This is a genomic window from Butyrivibrio sp. AE2015, from assembly GCF_000420825.1.
GTDB lineage: Bacteria > Bacillota > Clostridia > Lachnospirales > Lachnospiraceae > Butyrivibrio.
In genome coordinates this window covers 91137-107549 of sequence record NZ_ATVR01000004.1, presented here as the reverse complement: position 1 = coordinate 107549, position 16413 = coordinate 91137, and the positions used below count along the sequence as shown (strand labels likewise).

Below are 16413 nucleotides of genomic sequence, written 5' to 3'. Positions count from 1 at the left end.
CCTCCTTACTTCATACAACCTTCACGATTGTTTTACTACTATAGTTCTTACTGGGCTCTTTATCCGTTATAATGCAGCAGCTTGTTATGTCTGCAAAAGTAACTGAACTAACCTGACCAAATTTGGTATGATCTGCCAGAATATAGGAGATATACGCATGTTTGACAGCTTCCTGCTTTACCAGGGCTTCATCCACATCAGGAGTTGTAAAGCCTGCCGGGATTGAAATGCCGTTTGTTCCCATAAAAGCCTTAGTAAAATGATATTTACTGATGCCCTCGATACAATCAGGACCGATGATCGCTTCTGTTGAAGCCTTGCATCTTCCACCGATGATCATGGTATTAAGGCCTTTTTCCAAAAGCTTCTTGGCATGTACAATTCCGTTTGTAATGTACTTGGCCTTGCTGTTTTCTATATACTTGATCATCTCAAGTGTCGTTGTTCCTGAATCTATATAAACAAAGTCATCATCATATATTAAAGATGCTGCATATTTACTTATCGCATCTTTTTCTTCCCTGTTAAGGGAGGCCTTAGCTGATACTGGCGGCTCAAAAGTTGTCACATCACCGGACATAACAGATGTTGCACCACCGAATACCTTAAGTATCTTTTTTTCATCATGAAGGACAGAAAGATCACGACGAATCGTAGCAGCGGAAGCATCAAATTTCTCCATAAGCTCTGCTACTGTAACTGCATTGTTATCATTAACATATGAAACTATAAGATCACGACGCTCTTGTGTAAGCATATTGCCCTCTTTGTTTTTTATTGAATAAATAATATCATCATACTCAATCAATTTCAATCAATATTAATCACAATTAATCACCGCTAATATTGTAAGATACTCACAAAATAAGCACAAACGATCAAAATATGTAATTTTTGTGACCAAATCTGAACAAATACTTCCACTTCTTATATTATAAACTAAAGGTTATAAATATATTCTTAAAAAAGAATAAACCTTAAGGTTATTACGTAAATCTTCCTTTACAAAAATGCGTTAAATAAACTAAAATATTAGTAGATTTCATATTAAATCATGGAGGTAACTGTCTTGGAAGGAATGAGCTTAACTAATGAGCAGGTTGATATCTTAGGTGAGATTGCCAATATAAGCATGGGAAATTCCGCTACCACTCTGAGTATGATGGTAAATAAAAAGGTAGATATCACTACCCCGAATGTTAAAGTCATTAAGAGAAGTGAAGCCCTTGATGACTACGAAAAGACCTGTATATTTGTACAGATCCATTATGTAAAAGGCCTTCAGGGCAATAACGTGCTCGTTTTGAAAGAACACGATGTTAAAGTCATGACCGACCTTATGATGGGCGGCGATGGAACAAATACCTCAGGTGAGATCACAGAGCTTCATTTGTCAGCCGCTTCTGAAGCAATGAACCAGATGATGGGTACAAGCGCCACAAGTCTGTCCTCAATGCTGGGAATTGCAACTGATATCAGTACTCCTATCGTCAATCAGATTGACGTAGAGAGCATAAAAGTTTTTGAAAAAATGTTTGATACTACCTACGATAAATTTGTTAAAATAGCATTTAGGATGACGATAGGTGACCTTATTGATTCCGTTATGGTACAATTATATCCGGTACAGTTTGCTGAGGATATGTGCCAAAAATTTATGGATAAAGGAAAATAATATTTATAATGAATAAGGCAGAAACACTAGAAATCAAGAAGCAGTTCACACCAGACAGATGCACTATCGATCACATTTGCGGATGCTATGTTGATCATGAAAAAAACAAGCGACTTACTTTCAGAAAGGCCTTTGGACAGATCCCAGAGGAAGAAATGTTTAAATATCTGGATATTTTCCAGCACACACTTGCAGGAACATTTGGCAAGAATCTGATCAGTCTTGAGTTTCCTCTTGACCAGGAACAGCCGGGAGGAACTCAGGACTTTCTTTTGACTCTCCGTAATTCAAGGCTTGAAGATGATGAGCTCTTAGAGGAATTCTACGACAAGATCATAGCCAATTACATCAACGGAGAAAACTATTACATAATCGTAGTTCACGCAGTTTACGATATTCCCGGTGTCACAAATGACGGAATCGAAATGGAAGATGCTTCCGACAAGATCTATGACTACATTCTTTGCAGCATCTGCCCTGTAAAGCTTTCAAAGGCAGGTCTTGGCTACAATGAATCCAAGAATGTTATAGAGGACAGATACCGCGATTGGATTGTAGAGGGTCCTACAAAGGGATTTCTTTTCCCTGCTTTCATAGAAAGAGATATGGATATCCACAATATGCTCTACTTCACCAAAAAACCTGATGATCTTCAGCCAGAATTTGTGGAGGCCATGTTCGGTGGAAGAGCTCCTATATCCGCTCCGGAGCAGAAGGACATCTTCGATGCGGTTGTCCAGAACACTATCGGCGAGGATGCTGACTATGACATCATGAAGAACATTCATGATAACTTAAACGATATGATCGAAGATCACGCTGAAGACCCTGAACCACTTGAGCTTTCCAAAAAAGACGTCAAGCAGCTCCTTCAGGATAGTGGCGTATCTGAAGAGCGACTTGGATATTTCGAGGAGAACTACACAAAATGCGCAGGTGATGAGGACTTCCCTCTTCTTGCAAGCAACATTGCCAATACCAAGAAATTCGACATTGAAACACCTGACGTAGTTATCAAGGTTAAACCAGACCGCACAGATCTTGTAGAATCCAAAATAGTTGACGGCAGACAGTGCCTTGTTATCGCGGTAGATGATCATATTGAAGTAAACGGGATCAATGTTAGAACATTTATGAATAAATAAAGAACAAAAGGCGATGAAATGAAGATCATTTCATCGCCTTTATTTTACTATTTTAATCAGTGCATACCTCGAAGCATCTCAATAGCAGTTTGAGGACGTTCCTCAGTTTTATATTTATTATTATCATACTTATTAAGAAGTCTGGCACGCATCTCTTCAGGATGGTTATATAACTGATCCATCACTCGGTCAAAGACCTGTTTCCATTCACCCATATCGTCGCCTCCGTATAAAAGACCAACAACAGTAGCGTGATTTATATTATCTGTTTTTCATAATCTTTGCAATGTCATTTTACACAAAAAAGTGTGAAATAAGTGTGTCCTCGAAAAACAAAAACAGTCTTCGACCAGAATAATGAATCTTTTATTCACCTGTAATTATCAAACAATACCCTGAGCCTTCATAGCTTCAGCAACCTTAAGGAATCCGGCAATATTTGCACCTGCAACATAGTCGCCTTCCTTGCCATACTTCTTTGCTGCTTCAGAAATGCTCTTATAGATGTTGACCATGATGCCCTGGAGCTTATTATCAACTTCTTCGAATGTCCATGAAAGTCTCTCACTATTCTGGCTCATCTCAAGAGCTGATGTTGCAACACCACCGGCATTAGAAGCCTTACCACAGATAAAGAGAACTCCATTGTCCTGAAGGTACTTTGTAGCTTCAATTGTTGAAGGCATGTTAGCACCCTCACAAACAGCGATTACGCCATTTGCTACAAGAGCCTTAGCATCATCAAGATCAAGCTCGTTCTGTGTTGCACAAGGAAGAGCTACATCACACTTAACGTTCCATACGCCATGCTCACCGTTCTTCTTCTCATGATATTCTGCAGACTTTCTGGCAGCGGCATACTCAGAAAGACGAGCTCTCTTAACCTCTTTTACTTCCTTAAGAAGAGCAACATCAATTCCTTCCGGATCATAAATCCAACCTGTAGAATCAGAACATGTTACAACCTTTGCACCGAGCTGCTGAGCCTTCTCAATAGCGTAGATTGCTACGTTTCCTGCACCGGATACAACAACTGTCTTACCAGCCATATCCTTGCCATGATCCTTCAAAAGTTCTTCTGTGATATATACGAGTCCATAACCTGTAGCCTGTGTACGAGCAAGTGATCCGCCGTATGTAAGTCCCTTACCTGTAAGAACTCCTTCATATACGTCTCTGATTCTCTTGTACTGGCCATAAAGATAACCGATCTCACGTCCACCTACACCGATATCTCCGGCAGGAACGTCTGTGTCAGCACCGATGTGTCTGAACAGCTCTGTCATGAAGCTCTGGCAGAAAGCCATAACTTCTCTGTCTGACTTGCCCTTAGGATCAAAGTCAGAACCACCCTTACCACCGCCGATAGGAAGGCTTGTAAGAGAATTCTTGAAGATCTGCTCAAATCCAAGGAACTTAATAATTCCAAGGTTTACTGAAGGGTGAAAACGAAGACCACCCTTGTATGGTCCGATTGCTGAATTGAACTGAACACGGAAGCCATTGTTAACCTGAACCTGTCCTTTATCATCAACCCAAGGAACTCTGAAAAGAATCTGTCTTTCAGGAGTAACAAGTCTCTCTAAAAGAGCATCCTTGCGGTATTCTTCTTCGTTAGCTTCAATAACAACACGGAGTGACTCAAGTACCTCCTTAACTGCCTGATGGAATTCTGGCTGAGCTGGGTTCTTTTCTACGACATAATCGTAGATCTCATCAACGTATGACATTTTCATTCTCCTTCCTGTGCCTTGGCACATAAAAACAATGTAATAAAAAGGGGCGTAAGAAACCAAAGGTCTCTACGCCCCATTGCGCAGACATCACTGCATGTATACGATTATACATTTTAGTAATTTAAAGTGCAATAGTAAAATCTAATTATTTTTCAACTATTTGAAATAGTCTTTCAGATAGCCTTACTCGCCGCCTTCACCTGAATCTCCACTATTCTCAGAGTTTTCCTCGGAATTTTCCTCAGAGTTTTCCTCAGAATTGTCTTCTGAATTATCTTCTGACTCCTCTGAATTCTCCTCGGATTCTTCAGAATTCTCCTCATTTTCAGATTCTGAAGATGATTCGCTTTCATTGTTTTCAGAGCTGCTGTCAGATTCCTCGACTTCCTGCTCCTCTTCCTCTTCTTTCTCTTTTACGATCCAGCGATAGAAGAATGCATGATTACCAATCATCTCATATTCGGCAATTCCATAATAATCTGCCCAGTATCTGGTCATGAAAAAGAGATAATCACCTACACGGGCTCCATCCAAAACCTCCTGAGCCGCACGTATACATGTGGAATTGGGACCGTTTGATATAATAAGCTCAACCTTACCGGAACGATAGGATGCAAACTGCATATTCTGCGTTATTACACCCACAACTGTGCTCGGGAAAGCAGAACTCTTAACTCTGTTCATGATCACAGAGCCTACTGCCAGCTTACCTGTATAGGATTCTCCATCTGCCTCGGCCTGTATTGTTGCCGCCAGCCAGGTAAGCTCATCCGCACTTGCAGCGTAAGAACCTGAAGTATCTTCCTTAGTCATTGCAAGTCTCTCGGCTATCTGTTTAGCAAGAGCTGCCTGTGCCGCTGCCGTTTTAGCCTCCAGGGCTTTCATCTTGGCATCAAGCTCAGTAAGCTGTTTGTCATAATCAGCAAGTTTGTTTTTCTCAGAAGAAAGAGTACTCTTGGTATTGCTAAGCTGTCCTCTTACTGTATCTGTAAGATCAGCCAGTTCATCATGTTTCTCATCAAGTTGTGTCTGATACTCATCAAGTTCTGCTTCTTTTTCTTCCACCACAGCTTTTTTACTCTCAATATCAGCCTGCAATTCCTGATATTCACTGATCTTTCTCTGATCATATTCGATGATGGCATTTAAATATTCAAATTTTGTAAGAAATTCCTGGATTGAACCTGATTCCAAAAGAATTTGAAGAAGTCCGGCACCTGACCCTTTTTCGTAGGTGGACTTAAGTCGTTTCTTTAAAAGATTATATCTGTCCTGTTCCTCAGCCTTAGCTTGCTGAAGTTCAGAATTAAGCTTAACGATTTCTGAAGACACTTCAGCCATTGCCACTTCTGCTTCAGAAATCTCTTCGTTAAGCGAATTAAGTTTATTGGAATATCCATTAATTGTACTCTGCAACGCACTACTCTGAGTTTCCAGGTTAGATACGTTGTTCTGAGTCTGAGCTTTCTGTCCCTGAAGAGCGCTGATAGCATCCTGTGTTTCCTTAGTCTGCTTTTCAAGATCAGAAATTTCCGCCTGAGTTTGTGCTTCCTGCTGCTGCATTGCAGCGATAGTATCTTCATATTCATCAGCATAACTGATGAACGGAATATTTCCTGCTATTATCGCTATGAGCAAAATTCCCAATAAATACTTCTTTTGCATAAACTCCTCGTCTTACTCTTCTACAGCCCCCGCATTCTCATCCTGTTTTTCTTCAGAAGCTACCGCTACTTGCGTTCCTTCAGAAGTTCCCTCAATTTGTTTTTCTTCAGAAGTTCCCTCAACTTCTTCCGTAGTAATAGCCGTTTCTATCGCATCTGTAACTGTAACATCTGTTTCCTTCTCTATAGGAAATACTATTCCATTAGTCTTTCTGATAAAATCCATCATATTAAGGATCTTAAGACTCTCAGAATGTGGCATTTCAGGACACTCAATCCACTTCTCATTAAGCGCTCTCACACATGCCTCAACCTCATACTCATAACCCGTCTTCTGCTTAGGCCGTTTATAATAAGCAGTCTTTTTGTGGTCAGAGTCGTAAACCGTGATTCCCTCAAAATTATTTATATTATCTACAACAATATATCCTTTTGTTCCATAGATAACACCGCTTCTGTCACTTACAGAAAGACCTGACGCATTAAGCACGGCCATTTTGCCATCTCTGTACCTAAGCGTAATACTGTCATGAAGGTCCATCCCAAAATTGTTAAAAGAGCACATGGAAACAATATCTGTCACATCATTTCCAAATACCATTGACGCAAAATTAAGAACATATACGCCAAGATCAAGGAGAACCCCACCACCAAGCTCAGGCTTGGCAATTCTCTCTTTATTCGCGATGTTATACCCTAAATTGGCTGTAAGCATCGTAGGCTCGCCAATAACACCTCCGGCCAGAACCTCCATGAGCTTATTTCTCATAGGCATAAATCTTACCCACATAGCTTCTACTACAAGGAGATTTTTCTCTTCAGCCAGATCAAATATGGTTTTAGCCTGCTGTTCATTCAGCATAAAAGCCTTTTCACATAAAACATGCTTGCCATTTAAAAGGGCCAGCTTCACATTATCAAAATGCTCAGAATGCGGAGTTGCAATATAAACAAGGTCAATCTTTGGATCCGCCACAAGACTTTCATAAGATCCATAATATCTCTTTATTCCATATTGGGATGCAAATGCTTTAGCCTTCTCTTCAGTCCTTGAACCAACTGCATAGCAGACAACTCCCTTGGTATTTTTAAGGGTTTTGGCCATAACTCCTGCAATTTTGCCAGTCCCCATAATAGCAACTCTTGTTCGTCCAAACATATAGCTTGCCTCCTTATTCGGGTCTGATTACTCTAAAAATTCAGATTTGATATATCCTGTATTTCCATTATACTCTACTTTTGCCCAGCCGTTAGCGTATTGTTCCACTACATTGACTGTTGAACCAGCATATATCATTGATATGATCTCAGCCTCTGTGCTCTCAGACTTACGAAGTCTTACTGAATCCTTTACAGTCATCTTGCCAGTCTTGGCAGAAGTGTCCTTTGTTGAAGTTGCCTCCTCTGTTGTTGTCTCAGTTTCTGTTTCAGTCTCTTTATTATCAACTGTGACAGTTTCTTCACTTACAACCTCAAAAAACTCAGTCTTTACGTAAGCAACTCCGCCATTATATTCTATCTTGCTCCATCCGTTCGCAAGAGCTTCAAGCTCCTTAAATTCCTCTCCCTTTGAAGTCTTGGCAAGGACATCTGCTGTTTCACTATCAGACTTTCTGATGTTTATTACGTCTGTTGCCTTAATAGTGCGAACCGTCGTTGTCTCAGGCTCTGTCTCCTGTGCTGCCTCGCTGACTTCTTCTGAGCTCTCATCACTTGCCTCTGCATCATCTGCAGTTGATGAGCTTGCCTCAGAAGATGCAAGAGCCTCTCCTACTGATACCTGAATTCCAGATCTCATCTTGGTCAAAAGCTCTGCAAGCGCTTCATCAGAATTGACCATCTCATTATAGCTTGATGCTACCTTGTTGTTTAAGTCAATAACATCAGCCTGCACATTCACGTTCTTTATATACTCAATCTCGTTGGCATCAGCAATGTCTCCATTGATATAAAGACTACCATTCTCATCAGTACAGATGTACATAGTCTCAAGTCCGGGAATGGCTTTTTCATACTCATATAGCTTAACCTCGTTATATACGTAAGCCACATAGCTTCCGGTCAATGGACCGGGTTTTGTATATACAATGATATTCTCGAAATCCTCTATATAATCTGCAGCTGCAACTGCCTTAAGAGCTTCTGTCTCATCAAGTCCCTTGTAGATAGACTTGATAGTCTCTGAATCACCCTCAGCCATTGCAGTGTAATAAGTATCAACAAGAGCATTCACATCAGGATATGCATTCTCTTCCATAGTTACATCCTGAATTTCAAAAGTCGCTGCCACGTCAGAATCGGCCGGAGCTTCAGCAAGCATCGCAGCCCTGCGGTTTGCACTGATAGCAATACCGACAGTAATAGCAACAGCAAGTACCAAGATAACAGGCATGAGAATCTTTTTATTGTCGCCTAGAATTGCAAATATATCCTTTTTTTCATTTCTCCATGAATTAAAGTCATTTTTCTTTTTCATTATAAAAAACCTCTGAATAAGTAATAGTCCCCACTATACTAGTAAACATGCACCCGACTGGACTCGAACCAGCAACAAAGGCGTCGGAGGCCTACGTTTTATCCATTAGACTACGGGTGCATACATACCCGAATATAATATCATATGCGCACCTTAAAGTCCAATTTAAATAGCCATCTCCTCTTGTAAGATCCCCATTTTACCTGTGTTTTTGTCATAATAATAAACGTTGTCACTTAGCACTTCTCCATCCTCCACAACAGTACGATTTACTTCTTTTACCATTTTATAAAGATATTCCGGATCTACTGCCATCTTCTCAGAAGGAATAACTATCACCTCATGCACAGATGAAGGGATTACGATCAAACTGCTTTGCAGGGCTTTGGAAGTCGCCTCCATTACCCCCGGATACAAAAAGACTCCTGCTCCGTTAATCTTTGAACTGTTGGAAAAGACGAACATTTCAGGAAGGACTCCTTCAAGGGGCATTTCTTTCAGAGCAGGTACATACTCTGCCATATTACCGAAAGTAAGCGGCAGAATTTTGGGTGCATTCTCATAGACATTCTCCCATAGCTCATCAAAGGATACCTCCCACTCCTTCAAGTGCTCATTTTTTATAGTAATGATTCCCCTTCCAAGCCTTTCATCGTGAACAAGGCAAAACGGAATCATGGCAAGGTCTGCAAATCTCTTATAAGGAATATCTCTAAGGACTTCTTCATTCTTGTAGTAATTAACAACCTTAAATGCCAAAAGACCTGCCACTTTCGAAAAGTCAGTAAAGAATGACACATCAACGCTTTCCCCTGGGGCATACTGGTTATACAGCTCAACAATCTCATTCACAATACTCATGATTACCTTCCCATCCTTAAATTTATCATAGAGATCATCGATGTAGATTGTAGGAGCTACATTTTCTGCCTGTTTTCTGATAATAAGTGCGTGATTGACTATACCATTATTCTTGGTAATCTCCTTAAATTCTACATCTACAGCATTTCCAAGCGCATCCTTTACTTCCTCTGTCATTATCTTTCCAAATTCTAATATATTCATTTTCATATCCTCTCCATTTCAATTTTTTGATAAAAGTAAAAAAATAAGACAATAGCTCAAATAAACTATTGTCTTACATTCGTTTCTATAAAATTATGATCTAAATGAATCAGATACGGTTGTATACAGATTAAACTCTTGAAAGGTACTCACCTGTTCTTGTATCAATCTTGATAACATCTCCTTCGTTAACGAAGAGAGGAACATAAACAGTTGCACCAGTCTCAACAGTTGCAGGCTTTGTAGCACCTGTTGCTGTATCGCCCTTGAATCCAGGCTCTGTCTCAGAGATTGCAAGCTCTACGAACATTGGAGGCTCAACTGCGAATACATTTCCATTATAAGAATTGATCTTACAAACTTCATTCTCTTTTACGAACTTAAGAGAATCGCCAACCTGCTCAGATGTAAGTCCGATCTGCTCATAAGTCTCTGAATCCATGAAGTTGTAAATATCGCCATCCTGATAGAGATACTGCATATCTTTTCTGTCAATACGAGCTGCTGGGAACTTCTCAGTAGGACGGAATGTTGTCTCTTTAACACCGCCATTGATGATATCCTTAAGCTTTGTTCTTACGAAAGCAGCGCCCTTACCAGGCTTAACGTGCTGGAATTCAATAATCTGACATACGTTGCCATCGATTTCGATGGTCATACCATTTCTGAAATCACTTGCAGAAATCATAAAAAATCCTCCTAAAAAACGTCACTATCTGCGTTTAAGAAAGTAACAATATAAATTTTTACATCAAACAACTAGTATAGTTTAAACTATAGACTTGTTTTTTTCAACTATTTTTTTACGGGATAGTCTATCTAATTATAATATGTCAATATGTTCTCCAGCAAGTGCTTTGTTCATGCTCCTGACAGCGCAAAATTTACCGCACATAGAGCAGGTATCATCAAATTCAGGTGCTCTGTCGGCCCTTATAGCCTTCGCAGTTTCAGGGTCGATGGCACACTCCCACTGTTTGTCCCAGTCAAAATTCTTTCTGGCATCCGCCATCGCATTGTCGATATCCATGGCATGCGGGATCTTTTTTGCTATATCAGCAGCATGTGCTGCAATCTTAGAAGCGATTATACCCTGTTTAACATCGTCTACGTTTGGAAGAGCAAGGTGCTCAGCCGGTGTCACATAGCAAAGGAAAGCTGCACCTGCCGCCCCTGCGATCGCACCACCGATTGCAGATGTAATATGGTCATATCCGGGAGCAATGTCTGTAACAAGAGGTCCAAGTACATAGAAAGGAGCTCCCATGCAGATTGTCTGCTGCATCTTCATGTTTGCCTCGATCTGATCCATTGGCACATGTCCCGGTCCTTCAACCATAACCTGAACGTCCTTTTCCCAGGCTCTCTTTGTCAGTTCTCCAAGTCTTACCAGCTCTTCTATCTGGCACACATCGCTTGCATCCGCAAGACATCCCGGTCTGCAGGCATCTCCAAGTGAGATTGTCACATCATGTTCTCTGCATATTTCAAGGATTTCGTCAAAGTACTCATAAAAAGGATTCTCTTCTCCCGTCATGCTCATCCATGCAAAAACAAGCGAACCGCCCCTTGATACAATATTCATTTTTCTCTTATGTCTTTTTATCTGATCAATGGTCTTTCTGGTTATTCCGCAGTGAAGTGTCACGAAATCAACACCATCCTCAGCATGGAGCCTTATAACATCGATGAAATCTTTGGCTGTAAGTTCGGAAAGGTCCCTCTGATAGTGGATCACACTGTCATAAACCGGCACTGTTCCCAGCATTACAGGGCATTCTTCAACAAGCTTTTTTCTAAAAGGCTGTGTGTTTCCGTGAGAAGACAGATCCATAATGGCATCAGCACCCATGTTTACAGCCGCCATCACTTTTTCCATCTCAACATCATAATCCTTGCAGTCTCTTGAAACTCCAAGATTTACATTTATCTTTGTTTTTAGCATAGAGCCTACTCCCTTAGGTTTTAGGCACTTATGGTTCTTGTTAGCACAGATTGCTACCTGTCCCCTTGCTACAAGATCTCTTATTTCTTCTGCTGATCTGTACTCGTCCTTTGCAACAGCCTCCATCTGAGGTGTTATGATCCCCTTCCTCGCAGCATCCATCTGTGTTGTGTAATTTGTCATACCTTTTCTCCTCAAGTTTTTATTTTGTAAATATTCAGAGTCAAGCGAAAACATTTATGTTTCCGGGTTCCGGCTCTGAACAGTCACCTCAAATTATGTAAAAGTGGGCCTCTGCCTCTGCCGATATCAAGCCTGGCCGATATGCACTTTCCAATATATTCTTTAGCTCTTTTTACTGACTCTTCCATGGTAAGGCCGCAAGCCAGATTACAGGCAATAGCGCTCGACAAGGTGCATCCTGTTCCATGAGTGTTAGGATTGTCTATTCGCTTACCTTCTATAAAAGCAGCTTCTTTTTGATACAGGCAATCACAAGCTTCATCCTCTCTGCCAAAAGAGCTGTGTCCACCTTTTATCAAAAAGCTGCAGCCATATTCTTTAGATAAAGCCGCAGCTACATCTTCCATATCTTTCTTTGAGCCTATCTTCCTTCCGCTGAGTATCTCTGCTTCCGGAATGTTAGGGGTTACCAGATCACACAGGCAAAAGAGCTCATTTTTAAGGAACTCTCTCGCTGCCTTTTTAGAAAGCTCTGTCCCTGATGTTGAGCCAAGAACAGGGTCAAGTACGATATTTGATGCCTTATAAGCAACAAGCACGTCCCTTACAGCCTTCATAACATCTGCATCAGGAAGCATTCCAATTTTTATGGCATCAGGCCTTATGTCATCAAATATTGCCTCAAGCTGCATTTTTACAAATTCAGCTCCCACCACCATGATTCCGCTTATTCCAAGTGTGTTCTGTGCAGTCAGAGCCGTGATAACGCTCATGCCGTACAGTCCATGAGCTTCAATCGTCTTAAGATCCGCCTGGATCCCGGCTCCGCCTGAACAGTCGCTTCCCGCTATTGTAAGTACTGTTTTCATGCTTTTAGTTCCTCGTATGCCTTAAGCAGCTCTTTTGCTGCCTGGTATGAGTCTTCTGCCTTCATGATTGCAGAAACCACGCATATTCCAGCGATGGGAGCATCTTTCAACACATCAATATTGCCTTTGTTAAGACCACCTATGGCATTAGCAGGAATAGGCACGCTATTGCAGATGTCAGTCAGAGTCTCCACAGAGGTGAGAACCGTTTTTACCTTGGTAGTTGTCGGATAAATTGCTCCAACTCCCAGATAATCTGCACCGTTTTGGTATGCCTCAAGAGCCTGGGGTACAGTCTTTGTGGTGGCGCCTATTATTTTCTTTTCACCCAGGATTTCTCTTGCTTTATCCACCTGCATATCGCTCTGTCCAAGATGAACTCCCTCGGCGTCTACAGCCATGGCAACATCCACTCTGTCATCGATAATAAGAGGCACATTGTATTTTTTAGCTATGTCATGAGTTTTTGCGGCAAGTTCAATGTAATCTCTTGTAGTCTTGTCTTTTTCCCTTATCTGAAGCATGGTCACCCCGCCTCGCAGGGCATCTTCTACCTTCTTTAAAAAAATCTCTTCAGGCAGGTTAGTACTATCTGTCACCAGATACAGCTTCATTTGCTCTCTGTCTATTCTGCTCATTTAATTTTTCCTGCTTCTTTCATATGTTATATGTAATCTAAATTAATCCGTTTTTCTATGATATCTTCGTTTACAACTGATAATTCATCCAAAAGTTTTATAAGGAAACTTCCACAGCCTATTGGGCTGACTCTTTCATTCATATCCTTTTGATTCTTTAATAGTTCTTCCCTTGCAATCTCGCCTGCAATTCCAAAAAACGCGCAAGCTTTTACAACCTGATGAATACTCTTTTCATGGGCCAGAAAACTTGCACACACAGCTCCAAGCATACAGCCTGTACCGGTTATATTCCCCATTTCCGAGACTCCGTTCGATATAAGGAATGTCTTTTCCCCATCAGTTATCATGTCTGTTTCGCCACTGCACAAAACAGTTGCATTTAAACTTGCAGCAAGCTTTATTGAAGCACTGATTGAGTCTTCTTTTTTTAAGCGTTCATCAGCATCAACGCCAAGCCCCCTATAGTTTTCATCAAGAAGCGCCTTTATCTCTGAATTGTTGCCCTTTATCAAAAAGAATCCTTTGAAGTCCCTGCTCTCATCGCGCATTAGAGCTTCTCTTTCCTTAATAAGTTCCAAAGCAAATTTCCTTCTAAGCTCCGAGCACGCAACTCCAACCGCATCAAGCACAATAGGCAGCTCTTTAAAAAGAGCTGCCTCAAATGATATTTTCATAGCTTCCATCCTTGAATCAGATATATTCCCAAGATTTAATAGAAGCGCTGATGCATCATCTGTTATTTCTTTTACCTCCAATGGATGCTCAGCCATTATGGGCTTATCACCGAGAGCCAAAACCGCATTGGCACACTGCATCATAGATATTGGATTGGTAATACAATGGATCAAATCAGCCATTATGCCGCCTTTTCCTTTGTTTCAATGTCTTTTAAACTGTTCTGGATCTTTGAAAGAGCACCTGCTGCCTCCAATCTGTTAAGAAGCAAAAATGCTATGCTTCCTCCAATGAGGGTTCCGCAGATAAATGATGGTACATAGAAGAACCATGTAAGTCCCTGTTTTCCCCAGATATATGTCATTACCGGGTAAGAAACAATTGCGCCTATGATTCCTGTTCCAATGATTTCCCCAAGAACAGCTGCGATGATCTTTCCTTTAGAAAGTTTGTAGAAAATACCGGAAAGCGCTGCTCCAAACACAGCTCCTGTAAGAGCAAGCGGAGGGATGCCCATGATCATCATTCTGATGACTCCGATCAGGATTGCACACAAAAATGCATAGGCAGGTCCCATAAACACAGCACAGGTGATGTTGATAAGATGCGCCATTGGGCACATTCCCTCAATCCTCAGGATCGGTGATATTACCACCCCGAGTGCAACGAACATTGCAAGCATTACCATCCTTAATAACCAGTTACTTTTTTTCATACCTTTTCTCCTTTTCTCAGACGGTTTTGCTCATAATATTCACAAGGTTCCTATCCGCTCTGCGTTTTTCCCATAAACGCACAAAGCGGAAGTAACCTTGTTTGGTTGCTTCCGCGAATATTCTCCTATGTATCAGGCATCCCTACGTTGGCATTATCCAAATCAGGTTCTCGGTCGAAGGTCACACCTTCCTCTCAGCCTGTAATACAAGCTCCCGTCTGTTAAATTTTCCTTTCTCTTTATACACCAATTCAATAGCAGGTGCAAGGGGAATTTTGTTTTTATTTTGCATTTTTCTGACCCCTATTTTCACATTTGTTTTTTCTGAATGAGTATTTTTTCCTTTTATTCTGCCTTCTCATTATTTATAATCTTTTTTAACATGATAAATTTGGAAACAGGAGCAGAAAGAACATGAAAATTCTTGTAATCAACGGACCAAATCTCAATTTCCTTGGAATAAGAGAAAAGGCTATATATGGAAATCAGGATTATGCATATCTCTGCAACATGATAAGAGAAAAAGCTGCAGCAGACGGTGATGAAGTCATAATATTCCAGTCCAATCATGAAGGCGCTATTATAGACAGAATACAGGAAGCCTATAGCGATGGCACTCAGGGAATCGTAATTAATCCTGGAGCTTATACACATTACAGCTACGCTATCCATGATGCACTAAAGAGCATCGAGCAAATCGTAAAGGTAGAAGTACATATTTCAGATATCCAGTCCAGAGAAGAATTCCGAAAGATTTCTGTAACTGCTCCGGCCTGCGACAAACAAATATATGGACACGGGCTAAATGGATACCTTGAAGCCATGGATTATATAAAAGAAACTCTTTCAAAATAATACTAATATTGATTTACACTTAAAATTGCCCCAGGCAATTTTACTTGATAATCAACAACTAATTGGGGATATAACATGGGAACACTTGAAGATGCAAGAGAAGTTTTTTCAAAAGATCTGTATGCCACAGAGCTTTCCGGTGCAGTAATAGATGAAATAGGTGAAAACTATTCCAAATGCAGTATGGAGCTTACTCCAAAACACAAGAATGCCTATGGTGGCATAATGGGCGGCGCCATCTATACACTGGCTGATTTTGCTTTTGCGGTTGCATCCAACTATGAAAAAGAATATGCTACTGTCAGCCTTGTAGGTCAGGCAAACTTTATGTCAGCAACCAAAGGAAACAAGCTTTTTGCAGAAGCCAGGCTCTTAAAAGACGGCAAAAGGAACAGCTTCTTCGAAGTCACTGTGACAGACGACCTCGACAAACTAGTCGCAGTAGTTTCATTCACTGGCGCTCATGTGCCATTTAAATAAACCACTCATTTAAAGTGATACTTGTAGATTTTCTCCTTTTCATCCCATCGTACGGATAACTTCAGCACTATTCTTTATTTTTATCCGTACAATATGGTCATTTTTTGCTCAATGATCTTTCCTTTTACGGATAAGATTGCATGTTGTATGCTGTCTTATCCGTATGTCACGCGAAATATGAAGTGTCTAATGACAGATTGTACGGATAAGATTGCACTTTATCGGCATTCTTATCCGTACATCGCCAAAAGTACCCCCAAAAGTACCGGATTTTTTTTAGACATACATC

16 protein-coding genes, 1 tRNA gene, 1 pseudogene and 1 riboswitch are annotated in these 16413 nt (G+C 40.8%); of the genes and pseudogenes, 4 read left to right on the top strand and 14 right to left on the bottom strand.

Annotated features, from left to right (window positions below):
* Positions 1–10: 10 nt before the first annotated feature.
* Positions 11–757 carry a DeoR/GlpR family DNA-binding transcription regulator gene (locus G585_RS0103615; RefSeq protein WP_022773035.1) on the bottom strand — a complete coding sequence of 249 codons (747 nt, stop codon included), beginning with the start codon at positions 755–757 and terminating at the stop codon, positions 11–13.
* 345 nt (positions 758–1102) lie between these two features.
* Here G585_RS0103615 and fliY point away from each other — a divergent pair.
* Together fliY and G585_RS0103605 are read left to right on the top strand one after the other, a co-directional pair.
* Positions 1103–1648, top strand: a pseudogene (gene fliY / locus G585_RS0103610) (flagellar motor switch phosphatase FliY); the annotation flags it as partial.
* Positions 1649–1683: 35 nt separating this feature from the next.
* Positions 1684–2820: a DUF4317 domain-containing protein gene (locus tag G585_RS0103605; RefSeq protein WP_022773033.1), complete on the top strand. Its 1137-nt coding sequence runs from the start codon at positions 1684–1686 to the stop codon at positions 2818–2820.
* Positions 2821–2876: 56 nt separating this feature from the next.
* Here the strand turns inward: G585_RS0103605 and G585_RS19465 are convergent, their stop codons facing one another.
* The 13 genes from G585_RS19465 to thiW form a co-directional block, all read right to left on the bottom strand.
* Positions 2877–3035, bottom strand: a complete 159-nt coding sequence (locus G585_RS19465) for a hypothetical protein (RefSeq protein WP_022773031.1) — start codon at positions 3033–3035, stop codon at positions 2877–2879.
* Between the two features lie 168 nt (positions 3036–3203).
* Positions 3204–4550, bottom strand: coding sequence for an NADP-specific glutamate dehydrogenase (gdhA, locus tag G585_RS0103595; protein ID WP_022773030.1), 1347 nt, complete (start codon positions 4548–4550; stop codon positions 3204–3206).
* Between the two features lie 189 nt (positions 4551–4739).
* Positions 4740–6221, bottom strand: a complete 1482-nt coding sequence (locus G585_RS0103590) for a cell wall hydrolase (RefSeq protein WP_022773028.1) — start codon at positions 6219–6221, stop codon at positions 4740–4742.
* Between the two features lie 12 nt (positions 6222–6233).
* Positions 6234–7379: a Gfo/Idh/MocA family protein gene (locus G585_RS16995; RefSeq protein ID WP_022773027.1), complete on the bottom strand. Its 1146-nt coding sequence runs from the start codon at positions 7377–7379 to the stop codon at positions 6234–6236.
* Between the two features lie 27 nt (positions 7380–7406).
* Positions 7407–8696, bottom strand: coding sequence for an SH3 domain-containing protein (locus tag G585_RS0103580; protein WP_022773026.1), 1290 nt, complete (start codon positions 8694–8696; stop codon positions 7407–7409).
* A gap of 48 nt (positions 8697–8744) precedes the next feature.
* A tRNA-Arg gene (locus G585_RS0103575) sits at positions 8745–8816 on the bottom strand.
* Positions 8817–8861: 45 nt separating this feature from the next.
* On the bottom strand, positions 8862–9761 hold the full coding sequence (locus G585_RS18710) for a DUF5688 family protein (RefSeq protein ID WP_022773024.1): 900 nt from the start codon (positions 9759–9761) through the stop codon (positions 8862–8864).
* Positions 9762–9891: 130 nt separating this feature from the next.
* Entirely contained in the window at positions 9892–10449 is a 558-nt protein-coding gene (gene efp / locus G585_RS0103565) for an elongation factor P (protein ID WP_022773023.1), read from the bottom strand.
* Positions 10450–10584: 135 nt separating this feature from the next.
* Complete coding sequence (gene thiC / locus G585_RS0103560; RefSeq protein ID WP_022773021.1) at positions 10585–11889, bottom strand: phosphomethylpyrimidine synthase ThiC; 1305 nt, start codon at positions 11887–11889, stop codon at positions 10585–10587.
* Positions 11890–11972: 83 nt separating this feature from the next.
* Positions 11973–12758: a bifunctional hydroxymethylpyrimidine kinase/phosphomethylpyrimidine kinase gene (gene thiD / locus G585_RS0103555; protein ID WP_022773020.1), complete on the bottom strand. Its 786-nt coding sequence runs from the start codon at positions 12756–12758 to the stop codon at positions 11973–11975.
* A complete protein-coding gene (gene thiE, locus G585_RS0103550) occupies positions 12755–13396 on the bottom strand; it encodes a thiamine phosphate synthase (protein WP_022773019.1) in 642 nt (213 codons plus the stop codon). The genes thiD and thiE overlap by 4 nt, the downstream gene beginning before the upstream one ends.
* A 26-nt stretch (positions 13397–13422) precedes the next feature.
* On the bottom strand, positions 13423–14256 hold the full coding sequence (thiM, locus tag G585_RS16985) for a hydroxyethylthiazole kinase (protein ID WP_022773017.1): 834 nt from the start codon (positions 14254–14256) through the stop codon (positions 13423–13425).
* Positions 14256–14789, bottom strand: coding sequence for an energy coupling factor transporter S component ThiW (thiW, locus tag G585_RS0103540; protein WP_022773016.1), 534 nt, complete (start codon positions 14787–14789; stop codon positions 14256–14258). The genes thiM and thiW overlap by 1 nt, the downstream gene beginning before the upstream one ends.
* A 121-nt stretch (positions 14790–14910) precedes the next feature.
* A riboswitch (TPP riboswitch) is annotated at positions 14911–15015 on the bottom strand.
* A 188-nt stretch (positions 15016–15203) separates the two neighbouring features.
* Between thiW and G585_RS0103530 the strand changes: the two genes are divergently transcribed.
* Together G585_RS0103530 and G585_RS0103525 are read left to right on the top strand one after the other, a co-directional pair.
* A complete protein-coding gene (locus G585_RS0103530; protein ID WP_022773013.1) occupies positions 15204–15644 on the top strand; it encodes a type II 3-dehydroquinate dehydratase in 441 nt (146 codons plus the stop codon).
* A 75-nt stretch (positions 15645–15719) separates the two neighbouring features.
* Positions 15720–16124 carry a PaaI family thioesterase gene (locus tag G585_RS0103525; RefSeq protein WP_022773012.1) on the top strand — a complete coding sequence of 135 codons (405 nt, stop codon included), beginning with the start codon at positions 15720–15722 and terminating at the stop codon, positions 16122–16124.
* Positions 16125–16413: the final 289 nt, after the last annotated feature.

Bases quoted from the DNA above. Each gene is read 5' to 3' on its own strand.
- G585_RS0103615 (WP_022773035.1), bottom strand. From the start codon at position 757: ATGCTTACACAAGAGCGTCGTGATCTTATAGTTTCATATGTTAATGAT.
- G585_RS0103605 (WP_022773033.1), top strand. From the start codon at position 1,684: ATGAATAAGGCAGAAACACTAGAAATCAAGAAGCAGTTCACACCAGAC.
- G585_RS19465 (WP_022773031.1), bottom strand. From the start codon at position 3,035: ATGGGTGAATGGAAACAGGTCTTTGACCGAGTGATGGATCAGTTATAT.
- gdhA (WP_022773030.1), bottom strand. From the start codon at position 4,550: ATGTCATACGTTGATGAGATCTACGATTATGTCGTAGAAAAGAACCCA.
- G585_RS0103590 (WP_022773028.1), bottom strand. From the start codon at position 6,221: ATGCAAAAGAAGTATTTATTGGGAATTTTGCTCATAGCGATAATAGCA.
- G585_RS16995 (WP_022773027.1), bottom strand. From the start codon at position 7,379: ATGTTTGGACGAACAAGAGTTGCTATTATGGGGACTGGCAAAATTGCA.
- G585_RS0103580 (WP_022773026.1), bottom strand. From the start codon at position 8,696: ATGAAAAAGAAAAATGACTTTAATTCATGGAGAAATGAAAAAAAGGAT.
- G585_RS18710 (WP_022773024.1), bottom strand. From the start codon at position 9,761: ATGAATATATTAGAATTTGGAAAGATAATGACAGAGGAAGTAAAGGAT.
- efp (WP_022773023.1), bottom strand. From the start codon at position 10,449: ATGATTTCTGCAAGTGATTTCAGAAATGGTATGACCATCGAAATCGAT.
- thiC (WP_022773021.1), bottom strand. From the start codon at position 11,889: ATGACAAATTACACAACACAGATGGATGCTGCGAGGAAGGGGATCATA.
- thiD (WP_022773020.1), bottom strand. From the start codon at position 12,758: ATGAAAACAGTACTTACAATAGCGGGAAGCGACTGTTCAGGCGGAGCC.
- thiE (WP_022773019.1), bottom strand. From the start codon at position 13,396: ATGAGCAGAATAGACAGAGAGCAAATGAAGCTGTATCTGGTGACAGAT.
- thiM (WP_022773017.1), bottom strand. From the start codon at position 14,256: ATGGCTGATTTGATCCATTGTATTACCAATCCAATATCTATGATGCAG.
- thiW (WP_022773016.1), bottom strand. From the start codon at position 14,789: ATGAAAAAAAGTAACTGGTTATTAAGGATGGTAATGCTTGCAATGTTC.
- G585_RS0103530 (WP_022773013.1), top strand. From the start codon at position 15,204: ATGAAAATTCTTGTAATCAACGGACCAAATCTCAATTTCCTTGGAATA.
- G585_RS0103525 (WP_022773012.1), top strand. From the start codon at position 15,720: ATGGGAACACTTGAAGATGCAAGAGAAGTTTTTTCAAAAGATCTGTAT.